The 14769-nt window shown below is 40.3% G+C and carries 17 protein-coding genes; 12 read left to right on the forward strand and 5 right to left on the reverse strand.

What is annotated here, in order from left to right; translation table 11 throughout:
* Positions 1 to 234 precede the first annotated feature (234 nt).
* A complete protein-coding gene (locus FTV52_RS06140; protein ID WP_218950454.1) occupies positions 235 to 1485 on the forward strand; it encodes an AAA domain-containing protein in 1251 nt (416 codons plus the stop codon).
* 25 nt (positions 1486 to 1510) lie between these two features.
* Complete coding sequence (locus FTV52_RS06145; RefSeq protein ID WP_127801373.1) at positions 1511 to 1831, forward strand: hypothetical protein; 321 nt, start codon at positions 1511 to 1513, stop codon at positions 1829 to 1831.
* Between the two features lie 431 nt (positions 1832 to 2262).
* On the opposite strand, the gene tehB is transcribed toward FTV52_RS06145, so the two are convergent.
* A complete protein-coding gene (gene tehB, locus FTV52_RS06150; protein ID WP_179990299.1) occupies positions 2263 to 3129 on the reverse strand; it encodes an SAM-dependent methyltransferase TehB in 867 nt (288 codons plus the stop codon).
* Positions 3130 to 3411: 282 nt separating this feature from the next.
* Here tehB and FTV52_RS06155 point away from each other — a divergent pair, with 282 nt between their 5' ends.
* The 6 genes from FTV52_RS06155 to FTV52_RS06180 all read left to right on the forward strand — a co-directional run bounded on the left by FTV52_RS06155 (position 3412) and on the right by FTV52_RS06180 (position 7828).
* Positions 3412 to 4038 (forward strand): 2'-5' RNA ligase family protein, encoded by a 627-nt coding sequence (locus FTV52_RS06155; RefSeq protein ID WP_179990301.1) that lies wholly within the window; start codon positions 3412 to 3414, stop codon positions 4036 to 4038.
* Positions 4035 to 4556, forward strand: a complete 522-nt coding sequence (cobU, locus tag FTV52_RS06160) for a bifunctional adenosylcobinamide kinase/adenosylcobinamide-phosphate guanylyltransferase (RefSeq protein WP_096901203.1) — start codon at positions 4035 to 4037, stop codon at positions 4554 to 4556. The genes FTV52_RS06155 and cobU overlap by 4 nt, the downstream gene beginning before the upstream one ends.
* Positions 4553 to 5611: a nicotinate-nucleotide--dimethylbenzimidazole phosphoribosyltransferase gene (gene cobT, locus FTV52_RS06165; RefSeq protein ID WP_004976913.1), complete on the forward strand. Its 1059-nt coding sequence runs from the start codon at positions 4553 to 4555 to the stop codon at positions 5609 to 5611. The genes cobU and cobT overlap by 4 nt, the downstream gene beginning before the upstream one ends.
* Positions 5608 to 6213 (forward strand): histidine phosphatase family protein, encoded by a 606-nt coding sequence (locus FTV52_RS06170; protein ID WP_179990259.1) that lies wholly within the window; start codon positions 5608 to 5610, stop codon positions 6211 to 6213. The genes cobT and FTV52_RS06170 overlap by 4 nt, the downstream gene beginning before the upstream one ends.
* Complete coding sequence (locus tag FTV52_RS06175; protein ID WP_179990261.1) at positions 6210 to 6953, forward strand: adenosylcobinamide-GDP ribazoletransferase; 744 nt, start codon at positions 6210 to 6212, stop codon at positions 6951 to 6953. Before FTV52_RS06170 ends, FTV52_RS06175 begins: the two co-directional genes overlap by 4 nt.
* A 665-nt stretch (positions 6954 to 7618) precedes the next feature.
* Positions 7619 to 7828 carry a hypothetical protein gene (locus FTV52_RS06180; RefSeq protein WP_004976903.1) on the forward strand — a complete coding sequence of 70 codons (210 nt, stop codon included), beginning with the start codon at positions 7619 to 7621 and terminating at the stop codon, positions 7826 to 7828.
* 85 nt (positions 7829 to 7913) lie between these two features.
* Here FTV52_RS06180 and bioB read toward each other — a convergent pair whose 3' ends face one another.
* The gene (bioB, locus tag FTV52_RS06185) at positions 7914 to 8906 is read right to left on the reverse strand and encodes a biotin synthase BioB (RefSeq protein ID WP_104851863.1); all 993 of its coding nucleotides are present in this window, start codon (positions 8904 to 8906) and stop codon (positions 7914 to 7916) included.
* Between the two features lie 289 nt (positions 8907 to 9195).
* A complete protein-coding gene (gene queG, locus FTV52_RS06190) occupies positions 9196 to 10296 on the reverse strand; it encodes a tRNA epoxyqueuosine(34) reductase QueG (RefSeq protein ID WP_218950458.1) in 1101 nt (366 codons plus the stop codon).
* Between the two features lie 21 nt (positions 10297 to 10317).
* Here queG and FTV52_RS06195 point away from each other — a divergent pair, with 21 nt between their 5' ends.
* Positions 10318 to 11838 (forward strand): NAD(P)H-hydrate dehydratase, encoded by a 1521-nt coding sequence (locus tag FTV52_RS06195; protein WP_104851865.1) that lies wholly within the window; start codon positions 10318 to 10320, stop codon positions 11836 to 11838.
* A gap of 24 nt (positions 11839 to 11862) precedes the next feature.
* Here FTV52_RS06195 and ruvC read toward each other — a convergent pair whose 3' ends face one another.
* Positions 11863 to 12408 carry a crossover junction endodeoxyribonuclease RuvC gene (gene ruvC, locus FTV52_RS06200; protein ID WP_004976895.1) on the reverse strand — a complete coding sequence of 182 codons (546 nt, stop codon included), beginning with the start codon at positions 12406 to 12408 and terminating at the stop codon, positions 11863 to 11865.
* 200 nt (positions 12409 to 12608) lie between these two features.
* Between ruvC and FTV52_RS06205 the strand changes: the two genes are divergently transcribed.
* The 3 genes from FTV52_RS06205 (at position 12609) to FTV52_RS06215 (ending at position 14508) form a co-directional block, all read left to right on the forward strand.
* On the forward strand, positions 12609 to 12992 hold the full coding sequence (locus FTV52_RS06205; RefSeq protein WP_179990263.1) for a YkvA family protein: 384 nt from the start codon (positions 12609 to 12611) through the stop codon (positions 12990 to 12992).
* Positions 12993 to 13150: 158 nt separating this feature from the next.
* Positions 13151 to 13723, forward strand: a complete 573-nt coding sequence (locus tag FTV52_RS06210; RefSeq protein WP_179990265.1) for an FxsA family protein — start codon at positions 13151 to 13153, stop codon at positions 13721 to 13723.
* 149 nt (positions 13724 to 13872) lie between these two features.
* Complete coding sequence (locus FTV52_RS06215) at positions 13873 to 14508, forward strand: LysE family transporter (RefSeq protein WP_167845953.1); 636 nt, start codon at positions 13873 to 13875, stop codon at positions 14506 to 14508.
* A 20-nt stretch (positions 14509 to 14528) separates the two neighbouring features.
* Here the strand turns inward: FTV52_RS06215 and FTV52_RS06220 are convergent, their stop codons facing one another.
* Positions 14529 to 14738, reverse strand: a complete 210-nt coding sequence (locus FTV52_RS06220; RefSeq protein WP_154320816.1) for a hypothetical protein — start codon at positions 14736 to 14738, stop codon at positions 14529 to 14531.
* Positions 14739 to 14769: the final 31 nt, after the last annotated feature.

A 14769-nucleotide genomic window follows, 5' to 3' on the forward strand; every position in this document is an offset into this window, starting at 1 on the left:
ATGTTCGCGGCACAAGTTCGGTATGGGTGTTCCTGCTTCAGCTTGCTTCAAGATACTCATGATCAAGCTGTCTGAATACTTAGATGTTTTCATAGAAAATCTCCTTAAATCAAGGTTATTCGATTTTCTACTTTTAAACTCAATTATTTTTAGGGAGGATTACCGCATTATCGCTCGCGTCATCAATCATTAATTGCCTTCTCTAATAAATACTTTTATGACTCTGACCTTGTTTTGTTCCCATCACCTATTCAAAGTTCTCCAGAACTTGGTATCCGATATAAGAAGGCATCTGGCATATTTGATTCAGGGCGAAACTATAAAGAAGCACAAAGTGTTGTAGATGAAGTATGTGAATTAATTCTTCAAGATAAAGAAGAGTCAATTGGTATAGTTGCGATGAATAGTCAGCAACGGGATGAAATCGAAAGTCAATTAGAACTCAGACTATCAAAAGATTCTAGGTTGCAGGATCTTTATGATAAAAAAATGAAATCTCATGAACCTGTATTTGTTAAGAATCTTGAAAATGTCCAAGGTGATGAAAGAGATGTTATTGTCATATCCATGACTTATGGGCCGTCACAGGTTGGGGGTAAAGTATTTCAAAGATTTGGTCCGATTAACCAAAGTTCAGGTTGGAGACGACTCAATGTACTGTTTACCCGTTCAAAGAAGAGAATGCATGTAATTTCATCTATGAATTCATCTGATATTTTATCATCTGAATCAAGTAGTAAAGGTGTAACTGCATTAAAGGCATTCTTAAGATACTGCGAAACTGGTTTTTTACATGAAGAAAAAGTAACTGGCAAAGCACCTGATAGTGACTTTGAAATAGCAGTCATTAAAGCGCTTGAGAAGCATGGATATGAATGTGAACCTCAACTTGGTGTTGCAGGATACTTTTTAGATCTTGCTGTCAAAAATCCAGCTAATCCAGGAGAATATTTGTTAGCAGTTGAGTGCGATGGTGCAACTTATCATTCTGCAAAATCTAGTAGAGATCGTGATCGTTTACGCCAACAAATTCTAGAAAGTTTGGGTTGGAATATACATCGGATTTGGTCAACAGACTGGTTTAAAAATTCGCAAGAACAAATGCAAATTTTGTTGGAAAAATTGAGAGTATTAAAACCGGCTGTTGATATACAAGATACTATTAATACCCAAATAACACGGCCAACAAGCATTAATATTGAGAAGCAATATTTACTTGAATCTGAAACAGAAAATGAATCACACGATAATATTATTGAAATAATAGAGGCGGGTGATCTGGTGAGATATTTGGATAGTAGGCATCCTGAAAAAATAATGAATGTTAAGATTTCTAATAATCTTAACAATTTCCAGGAAGGTATTACACATGTTAATAGTCCCTTAGGTCAAGCATTAATGGGACTAACGATAGATGACAGTACAACCTTATCTTTGCCAAGTGGTGATGTGAAAATCACAGTGAAAGAGATCATTAAGTCTTAAGTAAATTTTAACAATGGTGGTAAATATGAATTTTGAAATAGAAAAGTTAATGAGAGCTGAGGAAATTGCGGCATCTGGTATTTATAGTCTTTCTGAATCTGAACAGCAGGCTATATTACAGTGGGGCTTACGTTTATTTGGGATGGGACAGCACAAAGTCGGTGATATACACGAGATTAAATACGAGGGCAGAGTGGTTGTTTTAGATGACGGTTCTAGATGGGAAGTCGAGTCATACGATGCATCAACTGTAGATTTTTGGGGGGAGTTTACAAAAGTAGCTATTATAGATGATGAAATGTATCGTTTAGACGAGAGTGTTTCTGTAAGCGAGGATTTGGTTTAAAGATCCTATACATTAGATCTCTTGTAAAAGTATGCTTATACCTAATTTTTGAATCAGCTAAACCTTCTAAAATATAGCTTGCTGCTGTTTAAATTTTGACTAACGCAAGAAGTCTAATGTAAATGTTATTTAATTAACTAGCCTGAAAAAATGTAATTCGGTTTGCGGGGAAATTAAATGAAAATAATTACAAAAAAATAACATAAATAATGTATGTATCCGAGTTTGTATCATATTTCATTCAATAATAATAAATATATATGAAACATATACTTAAAATTGAGTATGGTAACGTCTGGGCCCACCATATAAAACAACCACTTAGGTGTACTAATCCTAAGTGGTTTTTTATTTTAAGCTTTATGTCAGCAATTGAAATGTAGTCTGTGAGCAGCTCAAAAGCTTATTCATTTAAGATTCCACTTGCACATCTACTTCTTCCTCGCCAACAACGTCGCAAAACGCTGTTTAATGCGATTGCCATCTGCATCTGTGCGGTGCAACTCACCGACATTTTCATTGTATTTCACAATATCCCAATCAGCATAATAAGCACTTAACTCACCCGCTTTAAAACTAAAAGGGAAGTCTTGTTGCACAGGGTAATCTTCAGTATCCATAGCGCAAACAATTAAGTTAAAGCCTTGTGGTTTGGTCGCTTGCTGCATGTGCTGAATAAGCTTAGGAATGGTCTCAGGTGCCAAAAACATCATCACCACTGTACAGTTAATGAAGTCATATTCACCTGTAATAGTGGCATCCTGATTGAAATCCCGCACAGCAGTTTGAATAGATGAAATCTGTTCTGCAGCAATAATTTCATTCAGTTTTTGAATACTACTCGGATTCACATCCCAAGCATCCACCTGAAAACCATTTTGACTCAAATACAGTGCATTTCGGCCTGTACCACAGCCAACATCCAAAGCTTTACCCACGGTTAGCAGTGGAAGTGCCATTAAAATTTCAGAATGTGTTGGGCTTAATTTGTATTTTTTAACAAAATAATCTTGAGGCAAACAATAAAAACTGAGCTGACACTCAATATTATCACTGGCTGATACAATTTTATGCCACGCTTGCGGTTCAATAAAAGGTGGTTGATTTTCCACAGAAAAAACATGCTCAGAATGTACTTCACCAGATTCATGCAGCATCGAAAAATGCAATTCACCTTTTAAAATAGTCAACTTCGCCCATGTGCCGACTTGGGTATTATGTTGTTTTTTAAACCCTTGTGGAATTGAGTCATGATTCCAAATAGGAAGTTGTTTATAACAGATCAATTCTTGTTGCATCATAAACTCCAGTTGTACCGATCCTGATGGGATATAACTTCACATTAATGTAATGTCTTATGTAGATTAGAAAATATCATCTTCATTTCAGCATAACATTGCAGACCTGTTTCAGCCATCTTATGAATTTTATCCATCTCATTAAAACTAAAATTATTTTTAGGGGGGATTACCGCTAAAAATACTAAACTGAAAAAATATTCACCATAAATTGTATGATTTTCATGTCTATTCAGTTGTGAATGTTTTACCATAAGCCGTTTAAATTCATTGAATTATTCCGTGTTTATTCAAGCCAATCAGTACGTTATTCCAACAGAGCAGCACGATTATCCTGAATGGCATCGTGGGCGTGAGCGTTATGCACTTTGGTATTTGACTGTTCAAAATCTAGATTTAGAGCGCTATTTAAAAGAATTAAAACAGCAATTTTCAGACGTGTTATTTCGCCCAAATACACGTCAGTTTCATATCACTTTATATATTTGTGGATTTTATGCAGCAAAAAAATATTGGGAAGATGACTTTCTCGAGTCACAATTTCAACAACAAGTTCAAGCCTTACAGCAGTTGCAACTAGAGCCTTTTCAACTGAAAGTGGGCGGCATCAATAGTTTTGATAGTGCTTTATTTGTAGAAGTGCAAGATCAATCACAGCAACTGGCGCGTATACGTCAGGCACTTAGCGTAGGCGGGGCTGAAATCGCAGCTTTACAGTATCATCCACATATTACTTTGGGTTTATATCAAACAGCGTGTTCAACCAATTTGATTTTGCAGCGTATTCAAAATCTCCCCGTGCAATATTTCGATTTAGATATCCATCATTTAAATTTTGGTTATTATCAGGCACACACTTTACAAGGTCAGCTATTTAGCACGCATCAATTTCCTTTGGAGCACATGTGATTCAACTTATTTTGGGCGGTGCGCGTTCGGGTAAAAGCCGTATGGCTGAGCAAACCGCGCAGCAACTTGGCAAATCCGTCATTTATGTAGCAACTGCACAAGCGGGCGATGCAGAAATGCAGGCGCGGATTCAGCATCATCAACAACAGCGTCCGCAGACTTGGCAATTGTGCGAAGAGCCTTTGTATTTGGCGGAGCAGTTAAAGATGCTGGATCATCCGAATGCTGTGATTTTAGTAGATTGTCTGACCTTGTGGATGAGTAATTTGTTGATGCAATCTGCAGAAAGCTTTGCCGAACAACAAATTTCAGCATTGCTCGAAGTTTTACCTCAGTTGCAAGCCGATATTATTTTAGTGAGCAATGAAACAGGTTTGGGCGTTGTACCGATGGGCGAAATAACCCGAAAATTTGTCGATGAAACAGGGCGATTACATCAGCAATTGGGACAAATTGCAGACAAAGTGCAGTTCTGTGTCGCAGGTTTTCCAATGCTTTTAAAAGGAGAGAAGAAATGACTTGGTGGTTTGCAGCGTGTCAAAAGCCAAATGAACAGATGAAACAACAGGCAATTGCACGACAACTTCAATTGACCAAACCAACAGGTTCATTGGCAGCATTGGAAAATATTGCGATTCAACTGGCGGCTTTGCAAGGAACAACGCAGCCGAATATTGAACGTCCGTGGATATGTATTTTCGCAGGCGATCATGGCGTGATGGAAGAAAATATTTCCGCCTATCCCCAAGCCGTGACTCGGCAAATGCTACAAAATTTTGCCACAGGTGGGGCATGTATCAGCGTCATCGCCCGACAATATCAGGCGCATTTACAAGTGGTGGATTGCGGCTCGGTCGGGGAAGCGTATGAATATGCAGGAGTAGAGCGGCATTGTATTCGTGCAGGCACAGCGAATTTTGCTAAAACCCGCGCCATGACTGAACAAGCGTGTGCAGATGCGATGGCACTTGGACGTCAAAGTGTGGAAGATGCCATCGCACAGCAGGCCTCGATTTATGTCGCAGGTGAAATGGGTATTGGAAATACCTGTTCGGCATCAGCCTTGTCTTGCTTTTTATTACAAGAACCTGCTGAAGCCTTGACTGGCATAGGCACAGGAATTGACACTGCACAATTGCAACATAAAAAACAGGTGATTGATGCTGCTTTAGCTCTACATCAGAACTATGTGCAAGATGATGCTTTTAAAGCCTTATGTGCAGTTGGTGGATTGGAGGTCGCTGCAATGGTGGGCGCGTATATTCGCTGTGCGCAGTTGGGCTTGCCGATGGTGGTGGATGGTTTTATCAGCAGTGCTGCTGCATTAGTTGCAGTGCGTTTAAATCCTCAAGTCCGAGAATGGATGTTGTTTGGGCATCAATCGGCTGAATATGGACATCGTCGCTTATTAGAAGCATTAGGTGCACAAGCCTTGCTGCATCTAAATTTACGCTTAGGTGAGGGCAGCGGTGCGGGCGCGGCATTGGGCATTATCCAACTGGCCTGTGCCTTGCATAATCAAATGGCGACTTTTGCCGAAGCTGCGGTTATTGGTGAGAAAGTATCTTTATGATCATGCTAGACCTATTAAGACATGGCGAAACAGAATTGGGTCATACTTTGCGTGGCTCAACCGATGATGCTTTGACTTTAAAAGGTTGGCAAGACATGCAGCAGACTTTAAACACGGCAATAGCTACAGGACAGCGATGGGATGTTGTGGCAAGTTCACCTTTACAGCGTTGTCTGCAGGTTGCTCAGACCTTTGCGCAAGCACAGCAATTGCCACTGTATATTGATGCACAATTTCAGGAAATGCATTTTGGTGCATGGGAAGCTATTTCCACCCAAACTTTGTATGAACAATACCCTGAAGATTTAGCTAAATTTTGGATGACACCAACCCAGTTTTGTCCACCACAAGCAGAATCTTTGCCAAATTTTCAGCAGCGCGTTTTGCAGGGTCTGTCTGATCTCAACCAATATTTACAACAACTTGAGCAACAACCTAAACGTGTGTTATTGGTTACGCATGGCGGGGTAATTAAATTACTCAAAGTGATGGCGCAGAAACAACCTTTAGACGATATTTTAAAAATGTCTGCAGCGTTGGGGCAATTGAGTTCATTCCAGTTACATCCTAATGGCAAGATTCACATGCAGGGGCAAACATGACACCTTTTTGGATTGCCTTGCAATTTCTGAGCACGTTTCCTGTTTCTTTAAAACAGATACCAACTGCAGTGCAAAATGCGCAATCACTGTTGTTTTATCCGCTCGTTGGCTTATTAATCGGGGCTGTGTTGTGGGGAATGGCGCATCTATTGCAATTCCTGCCTTTGGTGCTCAGTAGCAGCTTAATTTTAGTACTCTGGATTTGGCTGACAGGTGGTTTACATTTAGATGGATTGGCGGATACTGCCGATGCATGGGTCGGCGGTTTTGGCGATTCTGAACGTAGCTTAAGCATCATGAAAGACCCAAGCAGTGGCCCGGTTGGAGTGTTGAGCTTACTGATCTGCTGCTTATTAAAATGGTCTGCGCTATATGTACTGCTTGAACAACAGTATTTTGCCTTTTTGCTGTTTGTACCCGTATTGGGACGGTTAAGTGCTTTGATTTTATTTTTAAGCACGCCTTATTTACGTGCCAATGGTTTAGGAACTTCTATTCAGGAGTATTTACCTAAAAAAGGCACAAAAATTGTGATCGCATTGACCTTGCTTGCAGGAGTGCTTTGGGGATGGGTGGGTTTGGTGACCGTTCTGACTTTTATCCTTAGCACCTTGTATTTGCGATATAAATTTATGCAGCGTTTAGGTGGAATTACGGGCGATACCGTTGGTGCGAGTATTGAAATAACAGAAAGCATGATGTTATTGGCTATTGCGATTCTTTGGTTTTTAATAAATTAGCTTTTGAGCAGTTTTTCTTGTTTCAAGTGCGCTGAAAATTGAAATAATATAAGCGAATGAATTTACAGCTATTTATGCACTCAATTTCAGCAAGTATGCAGATGAATTTGTCATTTGTCGGAAAGTTCCTAAATTAGATTTGCTATTTTTTTTAAATATGATAATAGTAGTTTATGTCAATCAGCCTTGATGGCATTTGTATCTCAGGATGAGATCACAAACGTGATGTATAAAAATCAAAAGGAATGTCATTTATGATCAAACTGTTAAAGCAAATTTTCTGTATCCATATTTATGAATATGACGCAATGGAAGAAATCGGGGCGCATTTAGAGTGTCGTAAGTGTGGGGATTCTAAGACACAATAATGTTAAGTATTGAATCTGTATTAAAACCAAGTGAGTCTTTATGACTCACTTTTTTATTTTAGGCTAATAGCCTGAATATTTTGCTTAGTCTTGACTGCATGTATAGATTAGACTGCACTTATCCATCTTCAAAACTACATATATCATTCCCACCTCTTTTGGTGGGGAGACTTCTCATGCTGTACGAAGTTTGATTTATACAAGTGCACAATTAAATTTTCTATCCTCCGCACACTTTATCCCACAAGGTATTCCGCTTAAAATCCAGTACCTAGAAATATTGAACTGACCGTATTTATGGCTAAAAACTTTCAAGAAAAAACGTATATTGTAGATGACAATCTAGCAGATACTTTGACGTGGTTGCTGCATCATCAGGACTGTTATGATCGGTTTTATTATGATGCGATTCAGCAACAACTGACGGTAGAACATGCCAACGGGGTAGATATTATTAAAACAGGGCAGTATTTAAATGCCAGTTACGGAATTTTAATCACCTCTTAAAAGCATTGCCGCATAAACTTATTTTGCTGCATAAAAAACAAAGTCCCTTTGCGGGACTTTGTACATTTGGATGGATGCTAAAACTTTAAGCCATTGCCATCGCATCTACCGACAATTCAGAAACCGTTGGTTTAGCACGTTCAGGCACTAAGCCTAACTTTTGGAACAATTGTTTGTCTTTGCCTTCGCCTGCGTTTGGTGTAGTTAAAAGTTTTTCACCTGAGAATAACGAGTTCGCACCTGCCATAAATGCCAATGCCTGATCTGAATCAGACAACGATTCACGCCCTGCAGACAAACGAATATAGCTGTTTGGCATGATAATACGTGCAACTGCAATAGTACGAATCCATTCAATCACATCTAGCTTTTCGACTTCAGCCAGTGGTGTACCTTCAATCGGAACTAACATATTGATCGGCACAGATTCAGGATGTAACGGTAAAGTCGCCAATTCATGCAATAAACCAATACGGTCTTGGGTGTCTTCACCTAAACCGACAATGCCGCCACTACACACTTTCATACCTGTTTGACGCACAATATCCAAAGTATTTAAGCGGTCATCAAAGCTACGAGTACTAATGACATTCGGATAATATTCACGCGATGTGTCTAGGTTGTGGTTGTAATAATCCAAACCTGCATCTTTTAAGCGTTCTGCCTGAGATTGATTCAACATCCCTAAAGTCATGCAAGTTTCTAAGCCCAGAGCTTTGACTTCACGCACCATTTCTAAAACATACGGCATATCACGTTCATGCGGATTACGCCAAGCAGCGCCCATACAAAAACGTGAAGAACCTGATGCTAAAGCTTCTTTAGCCTCTTGAATGACTTTATCAACCGCAATGCGTTTTTCAGCTTCAAGCTGTGAATCATAATGCGCAGACTGCGAGCAATATTTGCAGTCCTCAGGGCATTTACCTGTTTTAATCGACAATAAGGTACTGACTTGTACAGTATTGGCAGCAAAATGTTGGCGATGCACACGCTGTGCTTCAAAGACTAAATCCAGAAAAGGCTGTTCATATAACTGCTGAATTTCTTCTCGAGTCCAATCATTGCGTACTGACATAAGTAAAAGTCCATCATCCCTATTATTCATAGTCTGTATCATACACAAATAGTTTGAATCAGAAAGGCATAATCTCCCAATTTCGTGGCAAATATTCGACAGAATAGAATTAAAATCATGCAGTCTATTTAGTTGCAAACTTAAGCAATTTTTCTGATATTTCGCTGCAAAATTAAATTTTATGGATTATTATTTTTGCGATGAATTGGTTGCTAAAATTTAGTTATTTGCATAAATTGGCAAGAAAACTGCACTTAAAATATCGCACTATTTTGGTGGTAGTTTTTGTTTAAATTTTAGGCTGTTTAAGCAATTGTTCCTGAATGGCCCAATCCATATGGATTTGCACAATCTCATCATGCTGTGTTCGCGTTTGCTGCAAAATTTGTAAAATCTGTGCTGAAAATGGGGCATTTCCAAGCCCGATTGCAATATTACGCATAAAACTTTTATAGCCTGTACGACGCAATGGACTACCTTCGGTTTTGGCTAAAAATGTGCTTTCATCCCATTGCCATAAATCTAGCAAGCTGACCTGATCTAAGGCATGTCGGGGATGAAAATCCTCCACCGTGGTGACTTGAGCAAAGCTATTCCACGGGCAAATCAGTTGGCAATCATCACAACCAAACACCCGATTACCAATGCCACGACGTAATTCTTCAGGAATGATACCCTGATATTCAATGGTCAAATAAGCAATACATTTACGCGCATCTAACATATAAGGTTCAACAATGGCTTGCGTTGGGCAAATGTCGATGCAGGCTGTGCAAGTGCCGCAATGCGATGTTGCAGGTGGATCAAAAGGCAAATCTAGTGAAGTAAACAGCTCACCCAATACAAAAAAAGACCCAGATTTTTTATGAATTAGTAATGTGTGTTTGCCTGTCCAACCCATGCCTGCACTTTCTGCAAGCGACTTTTCAAAAATTGGGGCTGAGTCGGCAAAGGGGCGTGATTCAAACTCGCCCACTTTTTCACGAATACGTGTCGCAAGGGTTTTTAGGCGTCCGCGCATGACTTTGTGATAATCGCGTCCACGTGCATAACGGGCTATAATTGCAGAGTTAGGTGCATCGGGAATATGTCGTGGACGTGGTGTTTCCACCAAATAATTCATGCGCACACAAATAATGCTTTTGGTATTCGGGACTAATAGTGTGGGATTGGCGCGCTTGTCTAAATTTTCTTCCAGAAACTTCATATCCCCATGATAGCCACGTTTTAAATATTCCTGAAAACGTGCTAATTCTGCTTGAGCATCTGGTTTGGCAATGACACAATCAGCAAAACCAAGCGCCAAAGCTTGAGCTTTAATCCACGCTTTCAAGGCGGCTGGATCGTCTTGATGCAGAGAAATATGTGCTGAAGTGGTGGATGTTGCCATAACAAAATAGAAGGGAAGAAAATGCCGCAGCAAGTGTACCATAGCCCTGTTTATCATAGTCAAAGTATTCAAGCGTGGGAGCAGCGCTGGTTTGCCCGTCAAAATAGTTCTTACGGTTTAATGCAGCAAGTGGCGTGGACACTGCATTTACAAATTCGCAAAATTTTTGCAAAACAGCCATCTACAATACAAAAAATTGCTGTGTGTTGTGGACAAGGCAATAACGCAGGCGATGGCTATTTAACTGCAAAATATTTAAAACAAGCAGGTTTTCAAGTCGATATTTATGCCGCAACACGCGGTTCATCGGCAGATTTACATCAGGCTTTTTTAGAAGCTCAGACAGAACAAGTCAATATAATTCAAGGTTTTGCATTTCAACAAAGTTATGACTGCTATATTGATGCATTATTTGGTATTGGTTTAGATCGTCCTTTAAATGATGAGTGGCAGTCGCTTATTCACGCAATGAATCAACAAGCGGGTTTAAAAATTGCGGTTGATATTCCAAGCGGTTTAAATGCCAACACGGGGCAGCCATTGCCATGTGCAATTAAAGCCGATTACACCTTTACAGCTTTGGGTTTGAAAGCAGGGTTATTTACAGGGCAGGCACAGGAATATACTGGACTGGTCGATGTGCTGGATTTGATTCCAGCCGATGCAGAACTCAAAGCGTTGGCCCAACTCACACCACATTTGATTCAATTACCCGCACGGCAGGCTTTTGGACACAAAGGCAGTTATGGGCATGTGTTGATTGTGGGCGGACATGCGCAAATGGGTGGTGCGGTGATGATGGCTGCAGAAGCCGCATCAAGCGCAGGTGCAGGGAAAGTGACTGTGGTCTGTCATGCCAAACATCATGTGGCGATATTAAGCCGTGCGCCGAATTTAATGTTGCGGGATATAGACGCACTGACAGGCGCAGAAATTCAGCACTTAATTTCACAGGTCGATGCCGTAAGTTTAGGGATGGGTTTAGGACGTGATGCTTGGGCAGAACAGCATTATGCAGACTGGTTTGCTGCACTAAATCAGTCCGAGGTAGAAGTAGTTTACGATGCCGATGCCTTATGGTTTTTGGCGAAGCAAGCGCATTCATCGCATCATCCAGCCCAACTAAAACCGAACAGTTATGCCACACCACATTCAGGTGAGGCTGCGACCTTACTGAATACTACGGTTGCAGCCATTGAAGCAGACCGTATTGCCGCGATTCAGCAATTGCAGCAACGCTATGCAGGCGATTGGGTGTTAAAAGGTTCAGGTAGTTTGACTTTGCAAGCTGCATCTACAGAACCGCAAGCAAGTTCATTGTGGATTTGTACCGCAGGCAATCCTGGTATGGGTACAGGTGGTATGGGCGATGTGTTGGCAGGCATGATTGCCAGTTTAAAAGCCCAGTTTCATCATAAAATTCAATTGCATGAAATTGTCATGTTACATGCCTTGGCGGGGGATGTATTGGCACAGCAGGGCATGCGCGGTTTACAGGCACAGCACATGAGCCAAGCGATTTATCAGGTTGTGAATCGGTAAAATATAAGCGATGGCGATGCTGATTTAGCGACGTCTGGAGCTTGAGCGACTGCGCCCGCGAGCCATACCGCCCAAGGCATTGAGCACAGCCAATTTGGTCATGCTGCCTGATGCATGAGCATGGCAAATTGCAGCAGCCAAAGCATCGGCAGCATCTTGTTGTGGTTTAATGGATAGATTTAATAGTTTCATGACCATCATTTGTACTTGTTCTTTATCGGCAGCGCCATAACCCACGACAGATTGTTTAATTTGACGGGCGGTATATTCCGCCACTTGTAAATCTAAATTCACCAAAGCGGCAATCGCTGCACCACGAGCCTGTCCCAATTTCAAGGCAGAGTCTGGGTTTTGCGCCATAAACACTTGTTCAACTGCAGCTTCAGTCGGGCCATGAAATTTCACAATCCGTTCAATCCCTGCAAAAATCCGTTTTAAGCGTTCAGGCATTTCACTGGTTTCGGTGCGAATGGTTCCTGCATCTACAAAACGTAATTTAGCGCCATCACGTTCAATAATGCCGTAGCCCGTTAGACGAGAACCAGGGTCGATTCCAATAATAAGTGACATGCCAAGCCTTAAAAAATTACATCAAGTTGAATTATAGGAGTTTAAATCTCTTTTGTGTGGAGTAATTTCAAAACATTCGGTCAGTAAGCTGCCGTTTAAACAATTAGCATGTATCCTTTGCCACATTTTCAATTTTGGACTTCATTTTATTTTAAGTTTTGAGGTGTATATTTTATATACGGTAGCAAATGAGAGTGGCAATGAAGTGGATTGATAGGCTAAAACAGTGGGCGAAGCAAATTAAACGAAATGTTTATGCGGTTTGGTTTGTCGCACGTGATCCTGAAACGCCGTTTATGGCAAAGCTTTTGGCATTGTTGGTCGCTGCTTATGCCATTTCTCCCATTGATTTAATTCCAGACTTTATTCCTGTTTTGGGCTATTTGGATGATCTGATTTTAGTGCCCTTGGGCATCATGTTGGTATTGCGTTTAGTGCCCACAGAGGTGATGCAGCGTTGTCGTCTGCAAGCCGATGCAATGAGTCAAAAACCTAGTAGTTATATCGCAGCATTGGTTTTTATTATTGTGTGGTTGGGGGTGGCATATCTGGCTTATATTTATCTATATCGCCCAACCATATAGGTTGTAATTGGGTGATGATGAAAATATTAATGACAGGCTAGACCTTTAAAAATACAATACTGCCCATATTGAAAGAAAAGTGAATCAAAAAAGCTTGATCCCGATGAAGCACTTGGTTACTGCATTTTATTTATTTAATTGAGATTAGATTAATTTTCATGAAATTATTTCTTATTGTTCTAATTGGCTTAGTTCTTGAAGTCTTCGTCTGGATTGGTGTGGGTGACCTAGTAGGGAGCATGTGGTACGTGTTCTTTTGGTTTATTGCAGCATTTGTCATTGGCTTGAACTTGATTCGTAAATATTCTGCTGGTGTGATGCCTCAAATGCAGCAAATGCAAATGGGGCAGATGAGTGCCGATCTTGCGCTGAGCAATAATTTACCTAAAATCTTTGCGGGTTTTTTATTGATGATTCCAGGTTTAATCAGTGATGTTTTGGCATTGTTGGTGATGATTCCTGCCGTTCAAAATGCATTTAAAGCTGCAATGATGAAAGCCATGATGAAGCGTCAGCAAGCGATGATGAATCAAATGATGGGTGGCATGATGGGCGATATGAATGGCATGGGCGGTGCAGGGCAAAACCCATTCGCAGATTTAATGCGCCAAATGCAAGATATGCAAAATCAACAGGGTGGTCGTGACTCTAGTATCATTGATGGTGAAGCACGTGAAATTACCCCTGATGCTAAAAAAATTGAAATGAAAGATGTCAATCAACCTAAGTAATATTAATTGTGCTTTCTATAAAACCGAATCGAGCTGATTCGGTTTTTTATGCGCATTTTGAATGATAATTAACGTGAAATATTTAAAGCATCGTCTATAGCCTGACAAGGCAAGCTATAATCTTGTTTTAAGTTTTTCCTAATGTATCTATGTCATTGTTATTGACCATTTGTGCACTGCATTTTGTTGCGCAGCTCAGTCCTGGTCCAGATGTGCTACTCATTGCTAAAAGTGCAGCAACCAATACACGCCGTAATACCTTGCAGATTATTGCGGGTATTTCATCAGGGATTGTGGTGTGGGTGGTGCTGACCTTATTAGGTTTTACGGTTTTGGTGCAGCAATTTCCTTGGATTCAGCAAGTCTTAATGCTGATTGGCGGTTTATTTCTTGCCAAAATGGGATGGGGCATGTTGTCGGGCGGTTGGCATAGTTGGCAGCAGCGCAAACAGTTTGATGATACTCAAGTGCAAATTCCAGCCGCAAAAAACTACTTTTTATTGGGGCTATTCACCAATTTATCTAATCCGAAAACCTTAATTTATTTTAGTAGTGTATTTGCTTTGGCGTTGAGTTCATCGGCAAGTGCATCTTTGAAAGCCCAATTGGCAGTGATTATTCCAATCCAAACTTTTGTGACATTTACACTATTTATGTTGCTACTTTCTACACCAAAAATGAAAAAGTTATATCAGCGTTCAGGCAGTTATATTGATATGGTCTCGGGCGGATTATTTTTATTATTTGCTGTGTGGTTGTGGTTAGATGCACTGCGTATGTTTTAAAACATAGGTTTTGATGCCAATTAGTTAGATGATTTGATGTTGTCCAAAGCCAAGTTTGACGATTTTTCATTCAGTATTTCGGTTGCAGTCGTGTTTTCAGTTTTATCTAAATGATTGGGCTGATAAGTACGGTTTGATTGCAAAGTTGCTTCGGTATTTTCCGAACCTTGGTATTTACGACTACGGTTGGCACGTTCTCGCAAGCCACCTTTTTTAATGAGTTGCACCACTTTAACTTTACTCCGTGTAATAAAAAAATAT

This window comes from Acinetobacter sp. YH1901141 (assembly GCF_013416935.1).
GTDB classification, from domain to species: Bacteria; Pseudomonadota; Gammaproteobacteria; order Pseudomonadales; family Moraxellaceae; genus Acinetobacter; species Acinetobacter towneri.